Consider the following 26,471-nt stretch of genomic DNA (forward strand, 5'->3'; position numbering starts at 1 on the left):
GTTCTTACCTGATTGCTGATAAGCAATTAACCATCAGTATTCGTCGGAGGAGGTCCACAGAAGTGTGGACCTATATTTCAGTGGCTTCCAAATCATCTCAATCCTTAATTTTGCTATCTGCTGTGTTTTTCAGTTGGGGTCTACTAACTTCTGCAAACAGTATATTAGTCCCCTATTTTCAATCGACATTTTCACTAAGCTACGAACAGTCAATGCTTGTTCAACTGGCTTTTTATTTTGCTCCTTTTGCCATAAGCATTCCTACTTCTGCTTTAATGGCACGCAAAGGGTATAAGTTAAGCCTGACGGTTGCGCTCATACTCACATTTTTGGGCTCGCTCTGTTTGTGTATCAGCCTTTATGCTGAAAGTTTTGTCTTCGCGTTAAGTGCCGTTTTTATCACCGCTATGGGAGTCGCGGCTTTGCAGGTTGTCGCTAACCCGTACATCATCAGAACCAGTAACGCACAGAACGAAACTAAGAGGTTAACGATCGCTTCAACGTTCAATTCGTTAGGTACAACCATCGGTCCTATTGTTCTTGGTATCGCTATGATTTCCATCGGACTATCCAACATTTACCTAGTTTTATCCGCATTGCTTGTTTTGCTTGCCTGTACTTTGTACTCCTCGTCGATAACCGATTATCGAAGCGTGGAGAGCGTGAAAATTCTAAGTCACCTAGCTACCTTACGACACCAGCCTCAGTTTATTTTTGGTGCTGCAACTATCTTTGTTTACGTTGGGGTCGAGGTGTCGATTGGTACCGTCACGATAAGTTATCTTTCTGACCCCAACATTGGAGGATTCAGTGCTCCAGTTGCAGCGACATTAATGAGCTTATACTGGGCTGGCTCCCTGCTTGGTCGTTTTGGATACAGCATTTTTGCCCAACGTATTTCCGCGATGAACACGTTGTTCTCTGGCGCGTGTATCGCGATGATATTACTTTCAGTTGCTATCTTATCGCCGTCGCTTTTCGGCGGAGTCGCCCTAATAATGATTGGCCTGTGCAATTCATTTATGTATCCAATCATATTCTCTCGAGCGGTTTCAGGACTCGGTGATGCAAGTGGTGCAGCGTCAGCGATTCTCATCATGTGCGGTATTGGTGGCGGAATTATCCCTATGATTCAAGCAATGCTAATCACCAGGTTTGATGTCCCTACTAGTTACCTCATTCCCGTCCTGTGTTATGCCTTTATTGCTTCGTTCGCCTTCATCGCCAAGAAGCGAGGACTATCCATCGTGACCGCATAGCAATGTATCTTATCTCGCTTGAACTGGTATCCGCTTTCTTCCCCACGGCTTGGAGCATTTCGCGAAACGTCCTGCGATTTGGTGGCCGCAGTGGTGGCAAACTCCAGAGCTAGTTAGCGCGCAATCGCCGAGTTGGTGCCAGTTACGTGAGAGCACTTTATTATGACAGTTTGGGCAATAGGTACTGCTGCAAGCTTCATCGTGTACATTGCCCACATAGACGTAGTGAAGACCGTTGTTAAGCGCTATGTTTCGCGCTCTGACTAAACTGTCAGCTGGTGTTCTGGTTTTATCGAGCATTTTAAAGTCTGGATGAAATGCGGTGAAATGAAGTGGCACTTCTGGGCCCAAATTATCCATGACCCACTGGGTCATGGCATCGATTTCAGCTGAGCTGTCGTTTTCGTCAGGGATAAGCAGAGTGGTAATTTCAAGCCAAACATCGGTTTCATGCTTAAGATACTTCAACGTCTCTAATACCGGAGCAAGTTGCCCACTGCACACTTTATGATAGAAACGCTCAGTAAAAGCTTTTAGATCAATGTTGGCAGCGTCCATCACTGTATAGAAGGTTTCTCTTGGCTTCTCACACATGTAGCCTGCCGAAACCGCAACGGTATTTACTCCTACCTCCTTACATGCGAGCGCCGTATCGACAGCATATTCAAGAAAAATCACTGGATCGTTGTAGGTAAAGGCGATGCTATCACTTTGGTGTTTCGTCGCTGTTAAGGCTATTTGCTCAGGACTTGCCTGACTGCCTAACGTGTCAATTTGACGAGACTTACTGATATTCCAGTTCTGGCAAAACTTGCACCCTAAATTACACCCCGCAGTCCCAAACGAGAGCACTGAACTACCCGGATAAAAATGGTTGAGGGGCTTTTTCTCTATAGGGTCGATGCAGAAACCACTCGAACGCCCATAGGTGGTCAACACTATCTCACCATCAATGGCTTGACGAACAAAGCATGCGCCACGCTTGCCTTCTCTGAGGGTGCAAAAACGAGGGCAAACCGTGCAAGTGACTCTTCCATCGTCCTGCAAATGCCAAAATTGTGTACGGTGATTGGCGTTAACTGGTTCCATCTCACACCTTCATTCAGTACAAAAACTATACTAATGAGTATATACATTTGATGTTATATGAGTGGAAAAATGACGATTAGACCTCCTGCTGTCGCGGGCCGTTTTTATAACAAGGATACCGAGCAACTCACTAGACAGGTAAACCAGTTATTGACTGGCCCTAACGTCAGAGACGCAGAGACATGTAACGTTCAGAATGATCTGCGAGGACTTATTGTTCCACACGCAGGCTATGTATTTTCAGGAGAAACAGCAGGATTAGCGTACCATCAGTTGCAATCTGTCGCACAGCAGTTTTCACGAGTGATTTTAGTTGGTCCTAGTCATCGAGTCGCGTTTCACGGATGTGCATTACCTTCTGTGGGTGCCTTTGAAACACCTCTTGGCCGCGTGAGCATTGACCGAGATTGTGTCGAGTTACTTGCCGACAATTCCATGGTATCGATTAACGATCAAGCACATGCTCAAGAACATAGCTTGGAAGTCCAACTTCCCTTTCTTCAAACGGTATTGGATGACTTTCAACTGCTGCCCATCGTCACAGGACAAGTTAGTGCCTTAGAGATTGCCAAACTTATTGAGCCAATATGGGACAGCAAGACCTTATTGGTGATCAGCACTGATCTTAGTCACTTTCATCGCTATTCTGATTGCCAACGCCTTGACCGGCAGACCTGCAACAAAATTGAGTCAGGCATGACGACGATTACACCACACGAAGCGTGCGGTTCAACCGGTGTTAATGCCGTAATCCATCTTATTTCAACCAAACATTACCAGTTACAGCGTCTCGCTTTGATTAATTCCGGAGACACTGAATATGGTGATAAACAAAGGGTCGTTGGTTATGTCAGTTACACAATCTGCCGCTAATCCATCGAAAAGTACGCTAACCCATAGCGAGCTTTCTATGTTGCTCGACGTGGTTGAACACACCATTCATTGCTATTTGAACGAACTACCGCTACCGAAAGTACTGGTACAAGATTACCCAGAAAGTTTGGCTTTACCCGGGGCTTGCTTTGTCACGCTAACCGTAAACAGTCAGCTGCAAGGCTGCATTGGCACAACAGTGGCACAGATTCCCTTAGTACTAGAAGTAGAGAGAAAAGCTTGGGCAGCGGCTTGCCAAGATAGACGATTTACCCCACTTCAAAAACATCAAGCCGAAGCGCTTAACATTGAGGTTTCCGTACTGACACAACCCGAACTCCTGTACGTTGATTCGGAACAAGACTTACTACAGCACCTTTCCTTGCACCAGTGCGGTGTGACGTTAAAGGACGGAAAAAAAGGCGCGTTATTCTTACCCCAAGTTTGGGAACAACTCCCTAATCCGGCTCAATTCTTAGGACACCTAAAACAAAAAGCCGGGTGGTCTCTAGATTTTTGGAGTGATTCGATACAAGTCGCCACTTTCGAAGTGCAAGCATTAAGCCGCCCATTCCGCAGGCTATAGATATTCTAACGCTCTGATTAATAACCAGTGAGCTCCATATATCCTCTACCCAGATGAGATCCTTCAACGATAATTGGACCTTCCCAATATGGGATGGATAGTGGCATTTTGGCGTTAGGATTAAGTGCTGAAAGCTTTACGTTAATGCCCTGAGACACGACTTTTAGTATCCAATGCGTCGGGTATGATTGGCCTTCAATTATCGTTTGTTGAACGGCTGACAGTTCTAGATCGTTTTGAGTCAAAGTAATGCCTCGACCATCTTTATACATTAATCGCCCATAGGAATAACTCGCTTGTCCGGTCGCAGCATCACGCAATTGAAAGACCACCAAACTCGTTGCTTCGTCTAACCGTATTGCGAACCAATCCCATCCTTGTTGAGAATCGAGCAAAAATTGAGAGCTCCACTCTCGGTCTATCCAGCCTTGTCCAGATACCTGATGGCTTTCTCCATTAATCGATACAGTACCGTGAACGTCGATAAAGGGCTGGCTGTAATAATACGATGCAACCTTTCCGTCAGCGCTTTTCTCGCTATAACCCTCATCACCTTGTTTTTGATAGGGAGCGGTTCGAGTCAATGACAATTGATAGCCGAACTGGTTTGATGCGACATCAAGAGTCGCAGGGAAAAGATCGTTGGTTGTGGAAGTCCATTGCCAATCATCAATAAAGACTCGAAACGGTTCGCTTGATACGTCCGCTATTTCTGGGTGCTGGCGAGACCACTTCTCATCTGCAAGATGAATATCAGGGGTAGTAATCGCACTGTGCGCCATAAAGATCTGCTGGCTTTGCCATCCATTTTCATTCGCTGGTGTCTCCGAACTCACCGCCAAGCGAAACTGTGTCCATTGAATGCCATATTCTCGGCCTTCGGCATCCTGTAAGTTTGCCGTCAGATACCACCACTCTTGGCGAAAGTCGTTGTGGGCTTGATGATCTTCTGGAAAAGAAAGAATGCGACCACCTTTGACCTCTTCAAATTGACCATCATCGGAGCCTAACATTTGACCAAAACTTGGAGCGTCAGGTTCACCGCAGCCAATAAGGATTAGAGCCGATAATGCCGCCATCATCTGTTTGAACATTACAGTACCTCGCTTTGCAAACTTGCGACCACAGGACGAATCACCAAACGCCACAAAGGAATAATGGTCGCGACGATGGTCACGGCGACGGTTATGGTCGCAAGGCGAACCACATCGATCCAACTCCAAACAAAGTTCAAACTCCAACCAAATGCTCTCAATGTCACAATATCAGTCAGCACATAACCGACCAATGCGCCCAGTGGCAAGGCAACCAATAATGTGAACAGCACTAAAGTGACCATTTGTCCTACCACCATAACAAACAATTGCGATTTGTTGACGCCCAGTGCATAAAGCCGAGCGATAGCTGCTTTGCGAGCTTCCAGTAGCATAAAACAGGAAGTAAATAAGCCGATAACAGCGACGAGTAACGTCACACCATTGAGAGCGCTGGTAATAGCAAAGGTTTGAGCAAATATATTGAGCGCAATCGCCTTAATTTCTGCCTGATCAAACAATTGACTGGAGTGTAAATTCAGTTTGGTTTTTAATGCCTGCTGCATAGCTTCGCGGTTACCGCTCACCTTCACACCTAAGCTGCTTGGCACCATCGAGAACCCTTGTGATTGCCATAACTCAGGCGAGATAAGCACTTCGCCATCGGGCGAACCATAATCATAAAAAATGGCACCGACTGTCAGTGTCATACCAGACATAAAGTCTCTAGGCAGCTCACTTCCCAGCACTAACCCCAGTTTCACTGCCATCGGCTCACTGATAGCCACGACATCCCCAGCATAGAAACGGGACCAAAAATCATTAACTTTTGATTGAAACACCATGGTTTGTTCTAAGGTTATACGGTCTTTGGTACCTAATCGCGTAGGCAGTCCACTGACGTTAGATTGTACATAATATTGCTTATAGACCTCTTCCACGCCGTCGAAATGAGCTAACGTCTGCTCGACTTTAGTCATGTCACTTTGTGCAGGACTGACATAAATATCCGCATGCAGGCGCTGCTCTAGCCAATGTTTCAATGTCGACTCGAAACTGCCCACCAAAGTGTTCATTCCTATATTAGCGGTAATAGCCAACAACAGCGCCATCATAGCCAAAGACAAAGGTGCAATCAGTTCCCGCAATTCCGCAAATAGGTACTGGACCAACCCAGTAGAGGTTTTACGTTCTGCTATTCGAGCTAGCAGGCTAAGAGACTTGGGCAGTAACATTGGAATCGCGACAATAAACACACCCAGCCAAAACATCGTTAAGCGAAAATAACTACTCAACCAAAGGCCAATGAGTGCCACCACAACAAATATCAGCCCAACGATCATCAAGCGGTTTTCATTGCTCTGTTCCGGAGATTGATAGAATCCGCCGTGGGAGGATAAGGGTTGTTGTACCCTCTGTTTAAAATGATGCCAACAAGCGAACAATGCCGCTACTAACGTAAGTAGCAATGCCTGAGCCCACCATTGCCATTGCCATGTGCCAGGCAATAACGTTGCGCCGTAAAGCTGCTCTAAGGTGAGTGCTACCGTGGGATGTAACCAATGACTTAATTGGATACCAAAGATAAACCCCAGACTGGTACCTACAGTAACTAAAACCACCAGCTCTAGAATCAGCGCCAAGAAAACCGTGTTAGGTGTGAGTCCCGCTTGCTGCACTTGCACCAACAGCCGATTGCGTTTCAGTAAGCTGTATTTCACACCGTTGTAGGCAATGAATAGCCCAACCAGAAATGCCAACATACTCATTGCTGTGAGGTTGAGGTGAAAGCTTTCCGTCAGTGAACCAAGGTCTGAGCTTTTTGTATTGGCAACCCATTGTGCTTTGCCTGATATCAACGCCTGCCACTTAGTATCGTCAGCCACCTTGTTATCCAGTATGGCAATGTAGCTAAGCTGCCCCTGTTTGTTCAGCAAACGCTGGGCAAAGCTGATATCCACCAGCAAGCGACTTCCCAACTGCCATTCGTCGGGTACGACAACAAACTGGATAGCAACGTCGTCCAAAACCGCAGTCTTAGTGCCGCCCATCCTTTGATACTGAGTTTCGCTTACAATGACAAAAGGTTCGCCATTCATCAAATTCGCCATAGGCAATGCTGAATTAGATAAAGACACATCATCACTTTCTGACTGTAATCGAGAGCGCGAAGTGACGGCCGCTACAATATCACTTCCTTGGATAGAATAACGTCGCCCAGTATCATCTCTCACTCGACCCTCAAGTATTGGCAACGATTGACTCAACCCAGATTGACGCAATGAAAAGTACACCGATTCCGCAAGATAGCGCTGTCCAGGCATTGGAATGACTAGATAACTCGCCTTGACGCTAAGCGATTCTGCCGATTCCGCGTAACTGCGTTTGGCGTTTAAATTGATCGCTTGCACGGCCACAAATAACGTCACTGCCAAGAGAATGCCAATAAGAATAGCGAGTGCCTGTAAAGGCGCTTGACGATAGTGAGCAGCAGAAATGGACAGAGCGACTCGTAGATGGGTCCCTTTACGGTGTTTCATAAAGCAATCCGTTTTCTAGACGGCAACGTCGCTGCATAAACGCCGCACATTCTTCGCTGTGAGTGACAAGCAAAACAGATGTATTTCCTTCGCGGGTAATATCTTCTAACAGTCGCATCACTTCCAAGCCCGCTTTCTGGTCAAGGTTTCCGGTGGGTTCATCTGCCAAAAGCAATGCGGGTTGATGCGCCAACGCTCTTGCAATCGCCACTCGTTGTTGCTGACCACCTGATAACGCAGAAACATGGCGTTCGAGCAGTGGTTGAATATCCAATTTAGCGACTAAATAGTCGCACCAAGCGTTCCACTTCCGTTTGTTTAAACTTAAAGGAAACTCAATATTCTGTCGGACATTTAACGGCGTTAGCAGGTTAAATTGCTGAAAGACTACGCCAAGCTTGTGGTGACGAAAATAGCCCCATTGCTTATCGTTCCACGTTTGCGCCAATTCACCAGCCAACTCTAAGGTCCCACTGGTCATTGGCTCGAAACCACCCAAAATATTCAATAGCGTGCTCTTGCCACTACCACTTGCGCCAGTGAGTGCCATGCTCTCTCCTTCCGCCAGCGACAAGTTCACTCTGTCCAATACGTGATGAGATTCTTTGCCGTCAATAAACGTTTTGACCGCATCTTTAAGTACAACTACCGGCCTTGGTAAAACCATCGCTCTTGGCACTATCGAGCTTTCCATCCAGATTCCTTATTTGGGTTTGGATACTTTATACGTACTCGTTAAGGTAACGGATGCTTACCTTGTTGAGCGAGCTAATTATCGAAATTATAACGGATATTTCTTGTGCATTGCGCCCACTCATTAGCTAAGTCATTGTGTTTTCGTTAATCCGCTGCGTCATTTCACATATTCCTGAAAGAAAACGTTCTTTGAACTATAAATTAAACTATATTGATACAAAATGTATCAATATGGATAGTTAAAATGCATTCAGTAAAAGGAATTAGAACAACCATTGGCGAGTCGCCTATTTGGAAACCCGACACCAATAGTCTCGTCTGGGTCGAAGCTGCAGGTAGTGAGATTTTTGAGTATTCAATTCACAGCCAGAGTACCCAAGTCTTTCACGTACCTTTTGATATCACGGCGATTGCACGATGTGAGGGCAATGGTTGGATATGTGCTAGCAAACAGGGACTGTTTTATTGTACTTCGAGTTTTGACGATTTTACTCCTATCGCTGATCCTTGCTTTGGTTCAACTAAGCTTCATTTAAATGATGCGGTTACGGCTCCGAATGGTCATTTATGGTTTGGTTCAATGAACCACAAGCAACTTGAAGCTCCTGATGGCAAGCTTTACCGACTAACGGCGAACACCGCGCTTGAAATGGATTCTGGATTCAGCGTCGCCAACGGCATAGCGTTTAACCCAGCACTCAAACGCGCCTACTGTTCAAATATGTTCCAAAGAAAAGTATATGAATATCAACTCGATGATTCGATGACCCAAATAATTGAAAAGGCGGTGTTTGTTGAGCTCGATGAGTGCAAGGGCTATCCTGATGGGCTGTCCGTTGATCGCCACGGAAACCTGTATATCTGTCATTGGGACTGCGGCATCATTTCTTATTACACTCCGTCACAGAGCAAAATAGGTCATGCCACACAACTTGGTGAAATCAATCTTGCGGTTAAGCACGCTACGCGCTGTACTTTTGGCGGCGAAGATTTCAATACCTTGTTCGTCACAACGGCAGACTATGAACTCACCACTCAAGAGTCGGTGTTATATCCCAGTTCAGGAGAACTCTTTATTCTCGATGCGCCAACTCAAGGACGAGAAGAGTATCGGGTTAATACCGACGTTTTGCCCCACTCAAATCAAGTCAATGTCTCTTTAACCAGTTGAAACTCGTAAAATACTTTGGGAATATAAAGCCTTGCTGCCCACATGACTGCGTTAACGCAGTGGTATTGGATATTATTTAGGGTGAGCTTTTAAAAGGAATCTATGGTGTCGGAAAAAGTAAATTCAGTCGATCGTCTTATCAACGTTATTGAACGAATTGGCGAAGCAAAGAGTCCTATCTCAGCTTCTGATATTATCTTCGAGTCAGGGATTCCCAAGCCTACTTGCCACCGATTGTTGCAGCAACTCGATGACGCAAACTACATCCAATCCGATGAACGCGGTCATTTCTATCCGGGTTCACAAATGCTGTCTATTGCATTAGATGTAAGATGGACCAATCAGCATAAACTGCAACGACAAGCTATTCTGCACGGCCTTTCTCGTAAGCTAGAGGAAACCTGTGGTTTGGCCTTGGCGAATGATGACCCTAGCCCGCATATGGTCTACTACGACCGAATTCAAACTAATTGGCCGTTGCAGATTGTCATTCCGGTTGGTTTTCCCACTCCACTTTGGGCATCCGCCAGTGGCAAGCTTTATTTAAGTACTTTGACGCCACCTCAATTACGTCGAGTATTGAGTAAAATTGAACTGAGCCAGTGTGCGAAAAACACCATTATCGACAAGCAGAGCCTAAAAAAGGAGCTAAACGTTATTCAACGCAGAGGATACAGCGTGGATGATGAAGAGTTCATTGATGGTATGGTGGCGATCGCACTTCCCCTTTATGACCAATTTGGCAACTTTATGGCAGCCTTATTTTGTCATTGTCCAAAGAGCCGTAAAACCGTTGCCGATCTCGAAAATTACCTCCCTATTCTTCGTGTCGCCCAACAGAGCCTAGAAGCCGTATATCAGGAAATGAAAGAGCTGGCGGAAAGTAAATAGCAAGGTGTGACTCATCTTTACCTAATCATACAGTCACATAGCTAAAGCTTCCTTAAACTGGGGGCATAGTAATTACCAAACTTAGCTCTTTTTCACTAAGTTCGTTAGCTGTTCACGTTCGCTATCTCGCCATTTCAAGGAACTCATCAGATTATGAAAAAGCTCTGCTTTTTAGCTGCATTACTCATCACTGGTCATGCACAGGCACAATGGGACAACCCTGTCGACCGTTATGCCAACGAATATAAAAACCATATCTCTGCTAAATGCCCGATTCCAAAAGACAATATTCAGCATTTTGTGTACTTTGCGCGTGATCGAGAAGCCATACACAATCACCCATTGCTAAACAACACTCGCTTTTCGGGTGCGCAAATCATGTACTCGTGGGCAATGTTAGAACCAGAGAAAGATCAGTACGACTTTTCTATGATTCAAGCCGATTATGACTATCTAAAAGCACATGGCAAAAAGCTCTTTATTCAGCTTCAGGACGCGACGTTTGATCCTCGCTACAAAGGCGTACCTAGCTACCTATTGTCTGATGAATACGATGGTGGTGCGGTTTACCAATACACAGACGACGGTGAGCCAGAGGGTTGGGTGGCAAAACGGTGGGACAGCAAAGTAAGAGCGCGTTTCGCGAAACTCCTCAACGCATTAGGAAAACAGTTTGATGGAAAAGTTGAAGGCATCAACCTTCAAGAAACCGCTATTGGCGTTGAGAAAGATCCAAGCTTCACTGAAGCGAGTTATGTCGAAGGACTCAAGGATAATATGCGAGCCATGAAACACGCGTTCCCAACCTCCACCACGATGCAATACGCTAACTTTATGGTTGGTGAATGGCTACCATGGGAAGATAAAGGTTACTTAAAGAGTATTTATCAATATGGACAAGAAATAGGCGTTGGCCTTGGCGCACCTGACCTTATGATGCGAAAACGCGGACAATTAAATCACGCCCTAGCAATGATGCATGAGAATAACTATACCGTGCCACTTGGTATCGCGATACAAGATGGTAACTACATTGGCCAAACCAACAATACTGACGTCGTGGATAACCGACAAAGTCTTGTTCCTGCCCTCCACTCATTCGCTCAGTCGTTTCTTCATGTTAACTATATGTTTTGGGTAAACCAAGAACCCTATTTCGAGCAGGATGTATTACCTTGCTTTAAGTAATCGGCAATAGCCCCGCTGTAAAACCTGCCTGAGTCTGCTTCAGGCAGGTTGAAATCTTAAGGTGCTTGTTTCCTGAGCATTTGGTAACTGCACATGAATCAATCCATGACATTCACAATAAATCTCGCTACCATTCACGCAATGTAAATAATTCTCATTGGCGACTAACATTCTTGTTTGCTGGTGCACCGCTATTTTGCTATGACTATTTCTCATTCAGATTACTTCAAAATTGCTCTGCCCTTTATTATCTCCACAGTCACTCAGCCTCTGCTGGGTGCCGTCGATACTGCTGTGATTGGCCACTTAGGTATCACAGAGCTGATTGGTGGCGTTGCTATCGGGACGGTCATTATGAACACCCTATATTGGTTGTTCGGTTTTTTCCGAGTTAGTACAACGGGCCAAAGTGCAATGGCATTAGGTAAAGGTGATGAGGCATTGATGACAAATAGTTTGATGCGCCCATTTGTTCTTGCTGCTGTTGTCGGTGCAAGCTTTATCCTACTACAGTCCGTCATTTGGCAAGGAGCACTCTGGATAATAGAGCCCGAAAATGCCGTAGCTGAACAAGCCCATATCTATTTTGGTATTTTGATCTTCGGTGCTCCGTTTGTGCTTCTCAACTACACCATTATTGGTTGGTTGATGGGGCAAGCGAAAGCGAAAGAAACTTTATACACCCAGGTCTTTGGCAATGTCTTGAATATTGTCCTTGATGCCCTGTTTGTACTGTACTTTGACCTTGGTGTAGCGGGTGTGGCTTATGCAAGCTTGATTGCACAGATCACGACATTTGCGATTGGAATGACATTAGTATTCAATACACAAGGAATGTCTCTAACTCGCCTTACTTCCTCCGCCAAAATGAGTAGGCACGACTTCTCAACGATCGTCTCATCGAACACTGATTTGATGTTGAGAACGGTCTGCATTTTAGTTTTCTTCAACATGATGGCAAGAGTTGGCTCTCAACTAGGGGCTGACGTACTTGCGGTTAACGCCATTCTTATGCAAATTACTTTTATCGTCAGCTACATGTTTGACGGTATCGCCAATGCCTCTAGTGTTTTCGCAGGTAAAGCCGTCGGACAAAACAATCCAAAGATGCTAGATCGAGTGCTAACACTCAATTTCCAGTGGACATCGGGCTTCATCGTAATTCTCACTCTGTTGGTGCTGATGTTCCAATCGCATTTAGTTTTACTGTTCACGACACAAACAGAACTCCTCAGCTTGTATCACCAAGTGGCAGCCTGGCTAATTGTATTCCCCTTGGTTGCCGGGTACGGCTTAACGGTCTACGGGATCTTTACCGGAACCGGAACAACCCGACCGGTCAGAGACTCCAGTATTGCAACACTGATGGTGTTTTTATTGGCGCAGTTATTGGCTGTTCCACTATGTGGTAACCACGGTTTATGGCTTGCTTTTACTATTTTTTATTGTGGCCGTATCGTCTTTCTCTATCCATTCATCGGTCAAGTTAAGCAAAAGTGTGGTCATCAAACCATTTCTTAGCCCCAACCACAAAACCATACTATTCAAGAAGCACTCTTTTGAGTGCTTTTTTGATTTAATCTGGTGATACACCAGCTAGAAAATCTACACCGTAATCTGTGCATTGCTCTTCTCTTACCTAACTCGTGATGATAACATTGTTATGTTATAACGTATTATTTAAGAGTTTTTTCGTGACACCTCCTCTCCTCGCCATAAATCAACTATCTATAAGCAGTAAAGACCGAATCCTATTTCAAGGTATTCAGTTTGACGTATCTGCGGGGGAAATGCTGGCCGTAATGGGTCCTTCAGGTATTGGTAAGTCCATGCTATCTAAAGCCATTGCGGGCTTTACTCCAGACACCATATCCGTATCGGGTACGATAACAATTGCGGGCAGTGAAGTCTGTGAGATTCCATTGCTTAATCGTTCTGCACAACAACGGCCAGCCTTCATTTTTCAGGATGCCCTTCAAGCGCTTAATCCTCTAGTTTCTGTAGAGAAGCAGCTTTGTCTCGCTCTCACCGGAGACCAAACAAAGCCAAGCGCTAGAAATCGGAACACCATAGTTAATCTACTTGCTCGTCTTGGGTTTCCTGATCCGGCCATAGTATTAACCAATTATCCTAGCCAACTCTCTGGTGGGCAGAGACAACGCATTTGCATTGCTATTGGTTTATTAAGCCAAGCTCAAGTATTAATTGCAGACGAACCGACAAGTGCTCTCGATCCTGTCACTGAACAGGAAATATTGACTCTCATTCGCCAAAGCGTAAAGCAGTCCAATATGGCTGGTATTTTGATTACACACGACCTAAATAGTGCGTTAGCTTGCGACAAATTACTGGTTATTGACGAAGGAAAAGTCGCTGCTTATGGTGAACCGCGAGTCGCTCTTGAATCCAGTTCTCATCATTTTTGTCGTTCACTGAAAGGACTCCTTCAATGACTGCCATTATCGAAGAGACTATCATGAGTTGTAGTAAGGTAAGTTCAACTTTAGTGAGCTTTAGCAATGTCAGTGTGCACCACTACTCTACTCCTAGATGGTTGGGTGGAAAACCATTTAAAGCACTCAGTAATGTTTCCCTCCAGATCGAGAATCAAAACACTGCCATTGTTGGCCCATCGGGTGCCGGCAAGTCTACGCTTATTGAATTGCTCTTTGGTTTACGGACACCTTCACTAGGAAACGTTCGAATCGCGGGAAGGACACTCCCTCTCCACAACGCAAGCGAACGTTTGAGGGTCTGCAGTGAAGTACAAATGGTTCCCCAAGAGCCACACACAAGTTTAAATCCGTATTACACAGTCGAACAAATCCTGATTGAACCACTAGAAAACCTCAAAATTGGGGGGAACCACCCACAGCTCGCACAAATTGCACTGAACGAGGTTGGCTTGACCGCGGACTTGTTGCCACTCTACCCGCAACAGCTTTCAACAGGTCAGGCACAGCGAATCGCCATCGCTCGTGCGCTCATTGTAAAACCCAAGTTACTTGTTGCAGACGAACCTACCAGTAGCTTAGACCCAGTAAATCGCCAACGAATAATCGAACTGCTCAACTCGCTAAAGCAAAAATATGACCTGCAACTACTTCTTGTCAGTCACGACCTCAAGGCAGCAATCGCGCTATGTGAAGAGATAGTGGTCTTAGATCAAGGAGAGATCGTCGAATACGGCTTTGTTAAACAAATCATGGAACAACCTGTTCACTCAACAACTCAGGCACTGATTCGTGCCCAAATTCATTCAAAAGCAAATACTTAACACAACATCACCGAGACATAATCATGCGTTTTCACTCAATTAAATTGGCATGCGCGCTTGCGCTCGCTCTACCGTTAACTGGCTGTTTTGATTCACAAACTGAAAACAGTGACTCAAGCGTCAAATCCGAGATTCGTGTGGCAATGATGCAGCCACCTCGCACTGGACTATCACCATTATCTGACGACGCTTTCAAATTATCACGTTGGAGTACTGCGGAAACGTTAATCAATCTTTCCCCTGCTTCCGAGGTTGAACCAATGCTGGCTACCGATTGGAAGCAGATAGACTCACTCACATGGCACTTCACTATTCGCCAGGGTGTGAAATTCCACGATGGTTCCATGCTAACCGCAGAATCAGTGGTTAACTCACTGCAACAGGCTTTGAGTGCTGCACCTAAGCCTCGTATACTTGATGGTGTTGACCTCACTGTGAGAGCCCTTGATTCATCGCACGTAGAAATCAAGACAACATTTAATGACCCTTTACTACCTAGCCGCTTATCAAGTCCTCAACTCGCCATTTTGGCGGCAACTGCATATAAAGAGAATGGTCGAGTCGTACCTACTGGTGCAGGCACTGGTCCATTTGAATTAATAGAAATTAACGGCACAACCAGTGCCAAGCTAAAACGATTCGATGATTACTGGGGTGAGAAAGCACACATAGACACGGTCATCGCTGAGTATGTTCCAAATGGCTTCACGCGTGCAGCAGCACTACGCACAGGTTCCGCCGATGTTGTCGAAGCTGTGCCTGTATCTCAAATAGCAACGATTGATAGCAACCTTTTACACGAAGTGGCTATGCCGCGTACTAACACACTCTACTTAAACAATAAGTCAGATGTTTTTAGTCAATTAGAGTTGCGCCAAGTTGCCGCCGCCGCGGTAGATAGAGAGCAAATCATTAAAACTGTGTATGAAAACCATGCCGATATTGCGAAGGGTTTGTTAGGTCCGGCACTTGCTTGGGCTGCACCACTTCGTCCCGAAGCATCACCAATTGAAGCTAAAACAAAAGCAAATGGTGAGAAAATCGTCATAGGTACTTTCACTGACCGTGCTGAACTTCCTGAAGTCGCCGCTTTGCTCAAACAGCAGCTTGAAAGCGCAGGCTTCCAAGTAGAACTTGATATCCGTGAGTACGCTCAAATTGAAAACGATGCATTAGCGGGTAATTTTGATGCCTTTATTCTTTCTCGAGCGACAGTTTTGGATTCAGGCGATCCTATCGCATATATGATGAGTGATTTTGGCTGTAAGGGATCGTTCAACTTAGGTCAATTCTGTTCTGAGGAAGTCGACAACGCTCTGACTTACGCCGATCTACAGCCTTTAGGAGCAAAACGTCAACAAGCCATCATTGCTGCAGAACAGATCATTTTGAACGATTTCGCTGCCATTCCACTGCTACACGAACGTGTCATTCAGGGTGAAAGTCTTCGTGTTTCTGATGCTGTTCGCGACCCAAGCGAACGTCGCCTTATCAATGCAAACACTAAGGTGAACTAACTTAATGTTGTCTGTTGATACTTCTCGACGAATATTCGATGTGCTAACACCTTGGTTATCAAGACTTATCTCATTGATCGTCGTCGTCATTTTAGTCGGTTTGATGCCAGATATTGCTGGCATTGACCCTAGCCAATCGATTTTGCGTGCCCGCGCTGGACAACAACACATGTTAACGCCGGAAGCACTTGCCGCGGTAAGAGCCGATTTACAGCTTGACCGTAGTGCAATGGAACGATTAACAGACTGGCTTAGTGACACTCTGCATGGTGATCTAGGCTACTCATGGATCGATGGTTCACCGGTCATAGATGGTATTCAACAGACAATGTCGACCTCTCTGTTACTGATGTCGATGGCACTAGGTTTAACTTCTGTACTGTGTGGGTTTAGCTTAGTTCATACCTTGTTTAGCTGGAAACAAAGAAAGCTAAAGCAAACCCATAATAGCCTGAGTACGGTGCTCATCTCGTTACCTGAATACGTAGTAGCGTCCGTTCTCATCCTTATTCTATCTATTTGGTTGGGTTGGTTCCCCCCCTACGGGTGGCAAAGCTGGCACCATATTTGGCTGCCTAGTCTGGCACTTGCGATTCCCGCTAGCGGTCTTTTGAGTCGCCTGTTAAGGGACAGTTTGCAGCGCGTCCTCAATGAACCATGGGTGATCACTTGGCTCAGTGCGAACATCAGTTCCTTCCAGATCATGCGCTTCGCATTAAAACGTGCAATTAGTAGTTTGATCCCGCAAGTCGCGATGATAATGATCGGCCTGACCGGTGGAGCGGTTGCTGTCGAGCAGATTTTTTCCATCCCAGGAATAGGACGACTAATTTTAGGTGCAGCGAAAGCACAAGATCTACCAGTGCTCCAAGGTGGTTTGTTAGTACTTCTATTTATTTCGATTTTCATCAGTAGCTTGAGCTTGCTTGTTCAACAGTTGTTGTTAGGCCACAGTCTCAGAAACGGTAAGCTTATCAGTAGTCATTCATCTTTTGCGTTTACCTCGAGTAATAACAAACGATTGACGGCGGGTTTAATCTTTTCACTGTTGCTGGCTGTTGTTATCTGGTCATTGTTTCGCGACCCGTTTAGCAGTCAGTTCATCAGACTTGCTGCTCCGAGCTTGCAGGCACCTTTAGGTGGCGACGGCATTGGACGTGACCTTCTAGCCCGCATTGGGTCTGGTATGTTATCGACGTTTTGGGCAGGGTTTGTCGCGACAGTGCTAAGTTTGGTTGTGGGTATGGTTCTTGGGTTCAACACTCGATACAGCCAAGGTTTAATCGAAATAACCAAGGGTATTCCTTATATTATCGCTGGCTTATTGGTTGCTGGAATGACGGGGATGAATCCAAACAGTGCCATGATTGCCATTGTTTTGGTGTCTTGGGCCCCTCTTGCGGCTCACTGCTCAAGTCTTATCGTCGAGGCTAAAGCGCAGCCCTACACGCATCTTGCGCCGATATGGGGAACGAGCAAATTCAAGATACTTAGGTACTATCTCCTTCCTTATGTGCTTCCGCCATTATTGAGACATGCACTACTTAGAATGCCAGTGATTACGCTAAGCTTAACGTCGCTGAGTTTTATCGGTCTTGGCGCTAAGCCACCCTCACCCGAATGGGGGCTGATGATTGCAGAAAACCTACCGTATATTGAACGAGCACCGCTTGGCGTACTTGGTCCAATTTTCGGATTAGTGCTGTTAGGCATTGCTATTAACCTTTTGTTTGACGATTAATTGTCAACCGAAACGCTAAAGCAGGTAGTGCTGTGAAATTCGTTTCGACCATTTAGCACTAAACAGAGAAGTATCTATAAGAGAAATACCCTTTGTTATGACTTCTTTCAATATAGCGCCCAAAAGGTGTCCTATTTGTGTTAAAATCCGTCCTTCAGGATTAGATGTAAAACGGACACTTTCATCATAAACTACTGATTAACATAATGTTAATTGGAAGAATTTCGAATTCTAATCAGTTATTAATTAAACATGGAGTTGGTCTTTATATTCGTTCACACGAATATGTAAACCTCATAATTATGGGTTTTAAATCTCAAAAATACAGTATAGATTCTACAGATTATCAAGTCGGTCAAGACAACATCACTAAATGGGGCATGGATGTTCACAATACAGTGTTTACCGCTTCCGCGGGCTTATCCATCCTCTTCATCGTCACTCTCTTAGTACTTTCCCCAGAAGACGCAAAAGCAGCCATCGATGCCGTTAAATCCGCTGCACTATCAAAGTTTGATTTTGTCTTTATGTGGGGCGCAAACATTCTTCTGATTTTTGCCTTGCTGATTGCTTTATCTCCGCTCGGTAAAATTCGTTTAGGTGGCGACAATGCCACAACAGATTATTCAACCATTTCCTGGATCGCCATGTTATTTGCAGCGGGTATGGGTATTGGTTTGATTTTTTGGGGCGTAGCAGAGCCGACCGCCTTTTATACCAATTGGTTTGGTACACCGCTAGGTGTTGAGCCGTTTACACCAGAAGGGCGAGAACTAGCCTTAGGTGCTGCCGTATTCCACTGGGGACTTCACGCTTGGGCTATCTATGGGATGGCCGCATTATCGCTAGCATACTTTGTCTATAACAAAGGTCTTCCGCTCTCAATGCGTTCGGTATTCTACCCTCTACTTGGTGACCGAGTTTGGGGAAGAGTCGGTGACGTTATCGATGTAATGGCTGTTCTGGTAATCCTATTTGGCCTTGCAACATCACTTGGTCTGGGCGGCTCACAAGCTGCAAGTGGAATCAGTCACGTATTCGGACTAGAAAACAGCCTTCTGCTTCAGATTGCCATTATCCTGACCATTATGGGTTTGGCTATTGTTTCTGTTGTTCGTGGAATGGACGGCGGCGTTAAGGTATTGAGTAATCTCAATATGATTATCGCATTCGTTTTCCTTGGTTTTATCGGTATTTTGAACTTCACAACGGTATTGGATTCAGTTTCGACCGCAGTAGTTGGTTATGTGAAAAATATTCTTCCACTAAGCCAAAGCGCTGGCCGTGAAGACACCACATGGCTTCATGGCTGGACTGTGTTCTATTGGGCCTGGTGGGTTGCATATGCGCCATTCTTCGGTATGTTCGTTGCACGAATTTCAAAAGGCAGAACAATTCGCGAATTCCTATTTTGTGTACTAGTTATCCCTACTCTTGTCACCACTGCATGGATGTCTTTCTTTGGCGGTGTCGCGATTCAACAGATCGTTGATCATGTGGGTATACTTGGTGCCGCTCAGGGTATCGGAGACGTTTCACTTAGCTTGTTCTATATGCTTGATGCGTACCCTATTGGTAACATCTTATCGCTGATTGCCGTTGCGCTGATCATTGTTTTCTTTGTGACCACTTTGGACTCAGGTTCAATCGTAGTAGACAGTATGACTGCAGGTGGCAAACTCGAGCTTCCTATCAAGCAGAAAGTGGTCTGGGCTGTGATCTCAGCCGTCATCGCCGTGGTCATGTTGTGGATCGGTGGTACTCAATCGATTCAAGCTCTTCAATCGATAACCATTATTGCAGCGCTGCCATTTACACTGATTCTGATTTTAGGTTGTGTGAGTTTGATTAAAGGCTTACTGACTGAGGTTGAACAACCTCAAGTAGCTAGCGACAAGTCTGCACAATAGATAACTTTAGGCTTATCGTAACCGGTTTACGGTAAGCCTTTTTTAGTTCTTTACTCACATTCCCCTTTGCCCTCACCGTTCAAGATCCTCCTTAATAAAACGACTGTTCGACATGCCCCTGCTCTCCAAATGGGACATCAGCAGAATAAATGCCAAACATCAAAGCCATAGTCTCAACTAATGTTTTATCAAGTATATTTGGGTATAATCTCTATCAATTTAAGGATATTTCCTCAAAACGGTGTACCTAACACCCCGTAGCTGCTTTTCGATTCAAACCATCAATGCGGCAGGATAAAGGACTATTGAACACATGAATTCCGATTTATCTATCCATGTATTGCTCATTGAAGATGACCGAGACTTGGCAGCTTCGGTTGCAGATTACTTGGAATACGAAAACATAAAATGCGATCACGCCTACGACGGACAGAGTGGTTACAATTTAGCCAGCGAGAATTACTACGATGTCATCCTTCTTGATTTAATGCTACCCAAGGTAAACGGCTTTACGGTTTGCCAAAACCTTCGAAAAGCAGGTATTGACACACCTATTCTCATGTTGACGGCCAAAGATACCATTGAAGACAAAGAGGCTGGGTTCAACTCAGGTACCGACGATTACCTTGTAAAGCCATTTATGATGAAAGAACTGGCTTTACGGATAAAATCTCTATCGAGAAGACGAAGTGGCCAAATAACTAAACTCGTTGCTGGAGATTTGACCTATGATCTTAAACAAAAACGAGTAACGCGTTCAAATCAACCTGTTGAACTCACTCGACTTAATCTTAGGTTGTTAGAGCTGCTAATGCGTAAATCTCCTCAGTTGGTCTCGAGAGAAGAAATCGAACAGACGCTATGGCCTAATGAAATACCTGAAACCAACAACCTAAAGGTTCAACTTTATCAACTTCGACAGAAAGTTGATAAGAATCATAATATTAAACTCATCGAAACTGTTGTGGGCCAAGGTGTAAGAATTCAGGTTACCAGCAATGCTTAATAAGAGCTTTCCATTAAAAAACCATCTCACCTCGTTTTTTCTTGGAATCACGATTATCACTGCCTTCATGCTTTTCGAGCTGCTAGTTCGCTACTTTGAGTACGGCATTGAAGATTCCGTGAAGATGAGAATGTTAACGGAGTGGCGAGCCTACTCAGAAGCTTACCAGTTAGACCCCAATATCGAGTTGCCAAGTTCTTATGTGATTCGATTCTACCTAGACGACCTCCCCGTTATTCGTGTGGAAGGAACGAATATTTTGGAAAATGTTCAACTTTCCAACAATGAATTCACTGTGGTTTCAGTGGATGAAACTTTTTCCGATGACCCAGAGAAGGAAATCACTTTAGGGATATTTAGGTTTCTTCGCAACGACGAAAGAACGGTATACGTCATCGCGAAATATGACTACCACCTAATCAATGACACAATCGATATATGGTTTGATAGCCGATTCAATTTTATCTTGCTAATCGTCGGTGGTTATATCTCTATAGTGCTGTTGGCACTTTGGTTTTATAGCTATCGAATAGGAAAAAGAACAGAGCAACTGGTTCATTGGTCTGAACTAGTATCAGAGAACTTAGAATCAAACCCCACTCCCGATTTTACTTTTCAGGAATACAATCGCGTCGCTTCATATTTGCAACGAGCACTATCGAAAAATGCCCGCTTACTCGCTCGGGAAAAGGACTTTTTGTCTCATACCAGTCACGAACTTCGCACCCCTCTGGCCATCATCAGAGCTAATATGGAGATATTGGAAAGAATAGCGCTACCAGAAGCATCAAAAAACGCGATTGTGCGCATAGACCGAGCAAGTCAAAATATGCAACAAGTCGTTGAGACAATGCTTTGGCTTTCTCGTAAACACAACACCCCTCCACCACAAAAGGAAATTTCAGTAGCCGCTTTATTGAATGAACTGGTCGACGAGTACTATCACTTCATTAACGGTTCTGATGTGTCGTTAGAGACTGATTATAGTAACGCTCCAGTACTAGAATTACCGGAAACCCCGATACGAATCGTTATAAGTAATCTTTTGGTTAACGCATTCAAATACACCCACGCAGGGCTTATACGCATTTACTGCAAAGACAACACCGTCATCATTGAAAATACCACTACGGGGGACCATGAGCTGCAGGTAACAGACGGATTTGGTTTGGGACAAGATCTAATATTCAGAATTTGCGATAAGCTCGGTTGGTTTATGGAAACTAAAAAGACCGAGACAGGCTTCATTGCTATTCTTCACTTGCCAACATAATGTCATGTACTCGCAACAGGCCGAACCGAATGTTCCAAAAAACGAGAGTGCCACCATTTCACCTCTGTTTCACCTCCCTTCCGATAGAATGGACGGTATGTCAGATTTATAGGCTAAAGATAGTTCCTTCAGAATAGTTTTTGTTTCTTAGCCTAGAACTCTGCTCGTATTTACCGCCTCTCGCTGCATCAAGCGACTTCTTATGGAGCCATTTTTATGACTTTGCAATATCCCAAAGCCCTTCCTATAGCAATGACCGTAGTTTGTCTCAATATCAACGCAGTCAACGCGGGTTCATCCAGTGTTGATTTTTCTATTTCAACACAACAAGAAGCACTTGGTATTACTGAAGTTCCGTTACAACTGAAAAAACAGTTTTCGTCAGAGTTACGCTTTAATCGTTACACTTCGGTTGTTGCACCTAATGGAAAGTCGATTCACATTGTTGCTCAAGACCAGCTGTCTGACGGACAGATAATTCGAGCCAAATCGGTTCTTGTTCATTATCTTACCGACTTTTCCGGATCTAAGTATGGAAGCAATAAGGGTGCTGTTGCGAATAGAATGGCTGAGAATGGTGCTACTTTACTCCTTTTAAACGGACGAGATGATGGCACTAATAATGCTGCCGAACTTGAGGGGCAGCCTTTATATGAAGAGGAAATTCAAGTTGAGGGCGGACCTTGGTACATGGCGCAAAACTACCAGCACCGAGACGCGACTTTTGAAGAAATATTGCACCTCGTTCATGATTATGGAATCGGCGTAGATGGGTATGACAAATTCATAGGGGTTCTCCCTGAGTACCAGACTGAAATACGCAATGCTCAAATCAATGCTTATGCCAAACAAATTTGGGCTATGACTCCAGAAGTACAAGATTGGATCGACGAGCTAACGGCAGAGAACAGTCTAACTCAAGAGTATCTAGCATCTGTTCTAGACTCATATTACGGCTTGTGGGGTGCTTATCCGAAGCAATCTTTTAGGATGATGAACAAGTTTACCGGCGGATGGGGAATGTGGGGATTTTACGTTGCTGGAACTAGACACGAAGTTGAACTTCGTGATCCAAAGGGCTATCAGTTAATGACAGAATTCTTCCATCCCTACTTAACCTATAACGCCCATCTAGACCCTAATTTTAAAGGAACGTTTAGTCTCCAGTATCGTGAAGACTTGCTTTATACCAACCACTCTCGCTACCTCAAAGACATAACTTTGACAGGAGGCCATCCCGTCGAAGTGATCGTCAATAAACTTGACAATAACATTACAGGCAATAATTCCAATACCACCGTTACGTTCTCAGGAGAAAAGAATGATTACAACATCAACTATCAGGATGATGTTGTGATTGTTAGAGACTCTCTTTTAGGACGAGATGGTAATAATACGCTACGGTCAGTCAGTACAATACGTTTTTCGGACCAATCCGTTGACACTCGTAGAATATATTAGCTCTCCTACTCGTCATTAATTATTAACTGACGAGTAGACGGTACTCTCAGACACAGATAATTAGATAATTAGATAATTAGATAATTAGATAATTAGATAATAATACCAAAGTAATTACAATCACATACATTAGGTGAACAAGAAATTACATACTAATTACTTAGATAGACTTAACCCACAATTATCTTACCAACCTTATCACAGTGAATATCAAAAATGGCGTTCAAGTCTAAATAATATATTTATCATCTTGATATGCTATATATCATAAAAAATAAATGCACTCTTTCATTAGAGAGCATTAACAAATGAGGCAATCAATAGAAACTTGAAGACAACCCAATTAATATGCAACAAAGGTCGATACTGCACACTAAAAGATTGGGCTCTTCACTATGCAAAAACTGTTACCCTAGGTTTGTACTTGCATATAAAAATGTCAATTGAAATACAACACCTGCGGTAAACAACTAAGTAAACCAATATTGCTTTTCATTAAACCTATCAGAAAGAATGAACCAATGTTGGTTTATTTAATGCTAAACCAACAAATAAACATAGATAAAACCAAGGTTACTTTATGAGCTTTCCACCAAAATCTGCTGTCGATGTTTTTGCTTTATTGAAGGAAAAACATAACCTCAGTACAAGAGAGTTGGCTCGGTCCATCGGTGTAAGTCATGGTGGACTTGCAATGGTCTTATGCGGAAATACGAGACTCTCTCCTAAACTAGCTATGAGACTGTGCTGCTTCTTCGCGCTGGACATAGATAGCATACTCGAGGCACAAGCTAAATATGAGGCATGGCAAGTTAAACAGGACTGCTTGTCGATTGAAGCCACATTAAACGAGGTGTTGGAAAATCGGCAAGAAAACAAATAACCTGTGTTTTGCTTTAACGCTTAAGGTGATCACCTTTTAGATGATCGCCTTACTATCGTTTCCTATCACGTTTAGTATTGTCGTCAACTCATTATTAAATCTCTACGAATGAGATTCTCGACCTATTTTAATTAAATACCTCGACTCTCACCATCTCGCGATATAGCAGCCTCGTTAATTATATTATCTATCCTTTATTACATTCCAATACATTATCAACATAGAAAATGACATTGTAAATAACCCACCTGACAGAGAAATTATATTCAAATACAACCTCCCACCTTAAAAAGGCAATTTAACTGCTCAAGTCTAAATATTAATACTAGCAGCTTGTCAATAAACGCCTCTCACATAAAAATAATCATCGTTAAATAAAAACACAAGAAAGGACAAAAGGTAAATTATGAAATTCAATATATTAGCAGTGAGTATTGCATGTGCGACTATGTCATTTGGAACAATGGCAGCAGACATAAAAGCCGGCCCAGGTACATTAACTCTTGGCGGTAATATGCGTATTGATATGAATGCTATGAAACAATCTGTTGACCTAAAGAGTTCGACAACAAAACTAAAATCGGACAAAACAACGTTTAATACTAATGGGCGCCTATCATTTACTGCCGATTATATTGTTGAGCAAAATGGGTATAAAGTAAAAGCTCGTGTTAACCCGCTGCTGAAAACAGACGGCACCGTTACTATGGATGACGCTTATTTGGACCTTAAGAACGTGGGTAATGCATATGTTGGCGCGCAGTTGGGGCGTTTCGAAGCGCTAGACCTATCCCCTCTTCAAATCGATATTTTCGTAGATGATGCTGATACAGCCAGTCTAGTCGATGGCGAGCTATTCGCAGGTCACTATCGTGGTAACAAATACCGTGGACGTTTTGATGGTGCAGCGTTGCTTTACGCTGGTAATGATTTAGTTAAATTTGAAACTAACGTTGTTTTCGTTAACGAAAAAGATAAGAACAGCAATGTTGCGTTACGTCCTGTATTAACAGTAACTCCAAGCAAATCGTTCTCAATCTCAGCAGGTCTTGAGAAAGGTTTTGACAATGCTTCTAAAGACAAAGATGAACTTGGTTTAGCAACGACAGCCAATGTTAAATTTGGCCTAGCGAGCTTAAATCTGAGTTACGCATACAAGACATCAAAGCCGCTTTTGAAAGGCACCAATACCCGTGTAGACACAAAACTGCACACATTCGGTACTAACATTGCGGCGTATGGCTTCGGCGTTGGTGCTTTCTATACAACAGCCAATAACGAAGTGAAAAATGGTAGCGTCGGCGATGTAAATCTATTCACTACCTACGCTGGCTATGAGCACAAAGACTTTTTAGTGGACTCATTGACAGCGTCTACTGGTGCTTATTACACCTCCGCAAAAGCTGACAAAGTAAGCGGCGATGTCTCTGAATACGGCGCTCGCGTACGTCTTCAGTACAACTTTTAAACAAAAAGAATCAAGACTTATAAGGAAACTGCCTTTTCGATAAGTCCTGATGCTCCCTTGCAAACTTAATCTCACTTGCAAGGGAGCTCCTCTTTCTGTCGACCATGCAAAACGTTCTATCACCAATAAGAACGCAGGCGCCATTGGAATGCTGGTTTGCACGTGCACTGACTCCGAACGCTTTGCAAGGCATTGGAGAGTCCACATCATCAATAACAGGTCCCTACGCTGAGCGCGTATGTGGAGTCAACCAAGCGAACAGATGTAAAGTAAGTCTTCGAACTTCAAAGCCACTCAAATAGGTCTAGCCTTCAAGCTAGAACTATTCCTTATACGTAGGTATCAACACCTGCTTTTTTCTCCGCAATTTTCTCGCCATCATAGGTTTTGACGACCGCTCCTTCAGCGTTGCGGATCTTGATTTGGTTTTGGCCATTTAAAGACGCCGTCAAATCTCCTTTGCCTGATTTTAGATACCCATTAATGAACTTTGTGGTGTCTTTTAAATGCTGCTGAATATGAGGTTGGTACATTGCGTTGCTGGTTTTCAATGCCTAATGCTCCCTTGGATTGGAAGTATTAACATACTCGAGACGGATGAAAATTAA

General features: G+C 44.1%; 22 protein-coding genes. 17 read left to right on the plus strand and 5 right to left on the minus strand.

The genetic code is table 11. From position 1 onward, the window contains the following. Positions 1 to 122: 122 nt before the first annotated feature. The gene (locus AWH66_RS22285) at positions 123 to 1,259 is read left to right on the plus strand and encodes an MFS transporter (protein ID WP_240495658.1); all 1,137 of its coding nucleotides are present in this window, start codon (positions 123 to 125) and stop codon (positions 1,257 to 1,259) included. 9 nt (positions 1,260 to 1,268) lie between these two features. Here AWH66_RS22285 and amrS read toward each other — a convergent pair whose 3' ends face one another. Continuing rightward, positions 1,269 to 2,348, minus strand: coding sequence for an AmmeMemoRadiSam system radical SAM enzyme (amrS, locus tag AWH66_RS22290; protein WP_063603405.1), 1,080 nt, complete (start codon positions 2,346 to 2,348; stop codon positions 1,269 to 1,271). Positions 2,349 to 2,417: 69 nt separating this feature from the next. Here amrS and amrB point away from each other — a divergent pair, with 69 nt between their 5' ends. Then, complete coding sequence (gene amrB / locus AWH66_RS22295) at positions 2,418 to 3,221, plus strand: AmmeMemoRadiSam system protein B (protein ID WP_063603404.1); 804 nt, start codon at positions 2,418 to 2,420, stop codon at positions 3,219 to 3,221. Next, positions 3,196 to 3,807, plus strand: coding sequence for an AmmeMemoRadiSam system protein A (gene amrA, locus AWH66_RS22300; RefSeq protein WP_006070461.1), 612 nt, complete (start codon positions 3,196 to 3,198; stop codon positions 3,805 to 3,807). The genes amrB and amrA overlap by 26 nt, the downstream gene beginning before the upstream one ends. A gap of 17 nt (positions 3,808 to 3,824) precedes the next feature. Here the strand turns inward: amrA and AWH66_RS22305 are convergent, their stop codons facing one another. From AWH66_RS22305 to AWH66_RS22315, 3 genes are read right to left on the minus strand one after another with little or no spacing between them, the layout of a single operon-like run. Then, positions 3,825 to 4,901, minus strand: a complete 1,077-nt coding sequence (locus tag AWH66_RS22305; RefSeq protein ID WP_006070462.1) for a lipocalin-like domain-containing protein — start codon at positions 4,899 to 4,901, stop codon at positions 3,825 to 3,827. Then, positions 4,901 to 7,381: an ABC transporter permease gene (locus AWH66_RS22310; protein WP_063603403.1), complete on the minus strand. Its 2,481-nt coding sequence runs from the start codon at positions 7,379 to 7,381 to the stop codon at positions 4,901 to 4,903. Before AWH66_RS22310 ends, AWH66_RS22305 begins: the two co-directional genes overlap by 1 nt. After that, positions 7,368 to 8,075 (minus strand): ABC transporter ATP-binding protein, encoded by a 708-nt coding sequence (locus AWH66_RS22315; RefSeq protein WP_171393821.1) that lies wholly within the window; start codon positions 8,073 to 8,075, stop codon positions 7,368 to 7,370. Before AWH66_RS22315 ends, AWH66_RS22310 begins: the two co-directional genes overlap by 14 nt. A gap of 246 nt (positions 8,076 to 8,321) precedes the next feature. Here AWH66_RS22315 and AWH66_RS22320 point away from each other — a divergent pair, with 246 nt between their 5' ends. The 14 genes from AWH66_RS22320 (at position 8,322) to AWH66_RS22385 (ending at position 25,863) form a co-directional block, all read left to right on the plus strand. Continuing rightward, positions 8,322 to 9,248 (plus strand): SMP-30/gluconolactonase/LRE family protein, encoded by a 927-nt coding sequence (locus AWH66_RS22320; protein ID WP_063603402.1) that lies wholly within the window; start codon positions 8,322 to 8,324, stop codon positions 9,246 to 9,248. A 102-nt stretch (positions 9,249 to 9,350) separates the two neighbouring features. Then, positions 9,351 to 10,139, plus strand: a complete 789-nt coding sequence (locus AWH66_RS22325) for an IclR family transcriptional regulator (RefSeq protein ID WP_063603401.1) — start codon at positions 9,351 to 9,353, stop codon at positions 10,137 to 10,139. 153 nt (positions 10,140 to 10,292) lie between these two features. Further along, the gene (locus AWH66_RS22330) at positions 10,293 to 11,327 is read left to right on the plus strand and encodes a hypothetical protein (protein WP_006070467.1); all 1,035 of its coding nucleotides are present in this window, start codon (positions 10,293 to 10,295) and stop codon (positions 11,325 to 11,327) included. Between the two features lie 201 nt (positions 11,328 to 11,528). Beyond that, positions 11,529 to 12,848: an MATE family efflux transporter gene (locus tag AWH66_RS22335; RefSeq protein ID WP_063603400.1), complete on the plus strand. Its 1,320-nt coding sequence runs from the start codon at positions 11,529 to 11,531 to the stop codon at positions 12,846 to 12,848. 173 nt (positions 12,849 to 13,021) lie between these two features. After that, positions 13,022 to 13,780, plus strand: coding sequence for an ATP-binding cassette domain-containing protein (locus AWH66_RS22340; RefSeq protein ID WP_143081559.1), 759 nt, complete (start codon positions 13,022 to 13,024; stop codon positions 13,778 to 13,780). Then, complete coding sequence (locus tag AWH66_RS22345; RefSeq protein WP_063603398.1) at positions 13,777 to 14,604, plus strand: ABC transporter ATP-binding protein; 828 nt, start codon at positions 13,777 to 13,779, stop codon at positions 14,602 to 14,604. The genes AWH66_RS22340 and AWH66_RS22345 overlap by 4 nt, the downstream gene beginning before the upstream one ends. Before the next feature lie 23 nt (positions 14,605 to 14,627). Continuing rightward, on the plus strand, positions 14,628 to 16,121 hold the full coding sequence (locus AWH66_RS22350) for an ABC transporter substrate-binding protein (protein ID WP_063603397.1): 1,494 nt from the start codon (positions 14,628 to 14,630) through the stop codon (positions 16,119 to 16,121). A 4-nt stretch (positions 16,122 to 16,125) separates the two neighbouring features. Next, positions 16,126 to 17,862, plus strand: a complete 1,737-nt coding sequence (locus tag AWH66_RS22355) for an ABC transporter permease subunit (protein ID WP_063603396.1) — start codon at positions 16,126 to 16,128, stop codon at positions 17,860 to 17,862. A 302-nt stretch (positions 17,863 to 18,164) separates the two neighbouring features. Next, positions 18,165 to 19,772, plus strand: a complete 1,608-nt coding sequence (locus tag AWH66_RS22360; protein WP_006070473.1) for a BCCT family transporter — start codon at positions 18,165 to 18,167, stop codon at positions 19,770 to 19,772. A 313-nt stretch (positions 19,773 to 20,085) separates the two neighbouring features. After that, positions 20,086 to 20,778 carry a response regulator transcription factor gene (locus AWH66_RS22365; RefSeq protein ID WP_063603395.1) on the plus strand — a complete coding sequence of 231 codons (693 nt, stop codon included), beginning with the start codon at positions 20,086 to 20,088 and terminating at the stop codon, positions 20,776 to 20,778. After that, positions 20,771 to 22,051, plus strand: coding sequence for a sensor histidine kinase (locus tag AWH66_RS22370; RefSeq protein ID WP_063603394.1), 1,281 nt, complete (start codon positions 20,771 to 20,773; stop codon positions 22,049 to 22,051). Before AWH66_RS22365 ends, AWH66_RS22370 begins: the two co-directional genes overlap by 8 nt. Positions 22,052 to 22,303: 252 nt before the next feature. After that, positions 22,304 to 23,512 carry a hypothetical protein gene (locus AWH66_RS22375; protein WP_240495651.1) on the plus strand — a complete coding sequence of 403 codons (1,209 nt, stop codon included), beginning with the start codon at positions 22,304 to 22,306 and terminating at the stop codon, positions 23,510 to 23,512. Positions 23,513 to 24,092: 580 nt separating this feature from the next. Then, a complete protein-coding gene (locus AWH66_RS22380) occupies positions 24,093 to 24,395 on the plus strand; it encodes a helix-turn-helix transcriptional regulator (protein ID WP_063603392.1) in 303 nt (100 codons plus the stop codon). A 406-nt stretch (positions 24,396 to 24,801) separates the two neighbouring features. Further along, on the plus strand, positions 24,802 to 25,863 hold the full coding sequence (locus tag AWH66_RS22385; protein ID WP_063603391.1) for a carbohydrate porin: 1,062 nt from the start codon (positions 24,802 to 24,804) through the stop codon (positions 25,861 to 25,863). 329 nt (positions 25,864 to 26,192) lie between these two features. Here the strand turns inward: AWH66_RS22385 and AWH66_RS22390 are convergent, their stop codons facing one another. After that, the gene (locus AWH66_RS22390) at positions 26,193 to 26,414 is read right to left on the minus strand and encodes a hypothetical protein (protein ID WP_063603390.1); all 222 of its coding nucleotides are present in this window, start codon (positions 26,412 to 26,414) and stop codon (positions 26,193 to 26,195) included. Between the last annotated feature and the right edge of the window lie 57 nt (positions 26,415 to 26,471).

Origin of the sequence: Vibrio barjaei (assembly GCF_001639065.2) — a bacterium.
GTDB lineage: Bacteria > Pseudomonadota > Gammaproteobacteria > Enterobacterales > Vibrionaceae > Vibrio > Vibrio barjaei.

What these genes read in the sequence shown, in the direction of transcription:
- AWH66_RS22335 (WP_063603400.1), top strand. Translation starts at nt 11,529, where the DNA reads ATGACTATTTCTCATTCAGATTACTTCAAAATTGCTCTGCCCTTTATT.
- AWH66_RS22380 (WP_063603392.1), top strand. Translation starts at nt 24,093, where the DNA reads ATGAGCTTTCCACCAAAATCTGCTGTCGATGTTTTTGCTTTATTGAAG.
- AWH66_RS22325 (WP_063603401.1), top strand. Translation starts at nt 9,351, where the DNA reads ATGGTGTCGGAAAAAGTAAATTCAGTCGATCGTCTTATCAACGTTATT.
- AWH66_RS22375 (WP_240495651.1), top strand. Translation starts at nt 22,304, where the DNA reads ATGACCGTAGTTTGTCTCAATATCAACGCAGTCAACGCGGGTTCATCC.
- AWH66_RS22360 (WP_006070473.1), top strand. Translation starts at nt 18,165, where the DNA reads ATGGGTTTTAAATCTCAAAAATACAGTATAGATTCTACAGATTATCAA.
- AWH66_RS22315 (WP_171393821.1), bottom strand. Translation starts at nt 8,075, where the DNA reads ATGGAAAGCTCGATAGTGCCAAGAGCGATGGTTTTACCAAGGCCGGTA.
- AWH66_RS22385 (WP_063603391.1), top strand. Translation starts at nt 24,802, where the DNA reads ATGAAATTCAATATATTAGCAGTGAGTATTGCATGTGCGACTATGTCA.
- AWH66_RS22350 (WP_063603397.1), top strand. Translation starts at nt 14,628, where the DNA reads ATGCGTTTTCACTCAATTAAATTGGCATGCGCGCTTGCGCTCGCTCTA.
- amrS (WP_063603405.1), bottom strand. Translation starts at nt 2,348, where the DNA reads ATGGAACCAGTTAACGCCAATCACCGTACACAATTTTGGCATTTGCAG.
- AWH66_RS22330 (WP_006070467.1), top strand. Translation starts at nt 10,293, where the DNA reads ATGAAAAAGCTCTGCTTTTTAGCTGCATTACTCATCACTGGTCATGCA.
- AWH66_RS22310 (WP_063603403.1), bottom strand. Translation starts at nt 7,381, where the DNA reads ATGAAACACCGTAAAGGGACCCATCTACGAGTCGCTCTGTCCATTTCT.
- amrB (WP_063603404.1), top strand. Translation starts at nt 2,418, where the DNA reads ATGACGATTAGACCTCCTGCTGTCGCGGGCCGTTTTTATAACAAGGAT.
- AWH66_RS22365 (WP_063603395.1), top strand. Translation starts at nt 20,086, where the DNA reads ATGAATTCCGATTTATCTATCCATGTATTGCTCATTGAAGATGACCGA.
- AWH66_RS22320 (WP_063603402.1), top strand. Translation starts at nt 8,322, where the DNA reads ATGCATTCAGTAAAAGGAATTAGAACAACCATTGGCGAGTCGCCTATT.
- AWH66_RS22345 (WP_063603398.1), top strand. Translation starts at nt 13,777, where the DNA reads ATGACTGCCATTATCGAAGAGACTATCATGAGTTGTAGTAAGGTAAGT.
- amrA (WP_006070461.1), top strand. Translation starts at nt 3,196, where the DNA reads ATGTCAGTTACACAATCTGCCGCTAATCCATCGAAAAGTACGCTAACC.
- AWH66_RS22355 (WP_063603396.1), top strand. Translation starts at nt 16,126, where the DNA reads ATGTTGTCTGTTGATACTTCTCGACGAATATTCGATGTGCTAACACCT.
- AWH66_RS22370 (WP_063603394.1), top strand. Translation starts at nt 20,771, where the DNA reads ATGCTTAATAAGAGCTTTCCATTAAAAAACCATCTCACCTCGTTTTTT.
- AWH66_RS22305 (WP_006070462.1), bottom strand. Translation starts at nt 4,901, where the DNA reads ATGTTCAAACAGATGATGGCGGCATTATCGGCTCTAATCCTTATTGGC.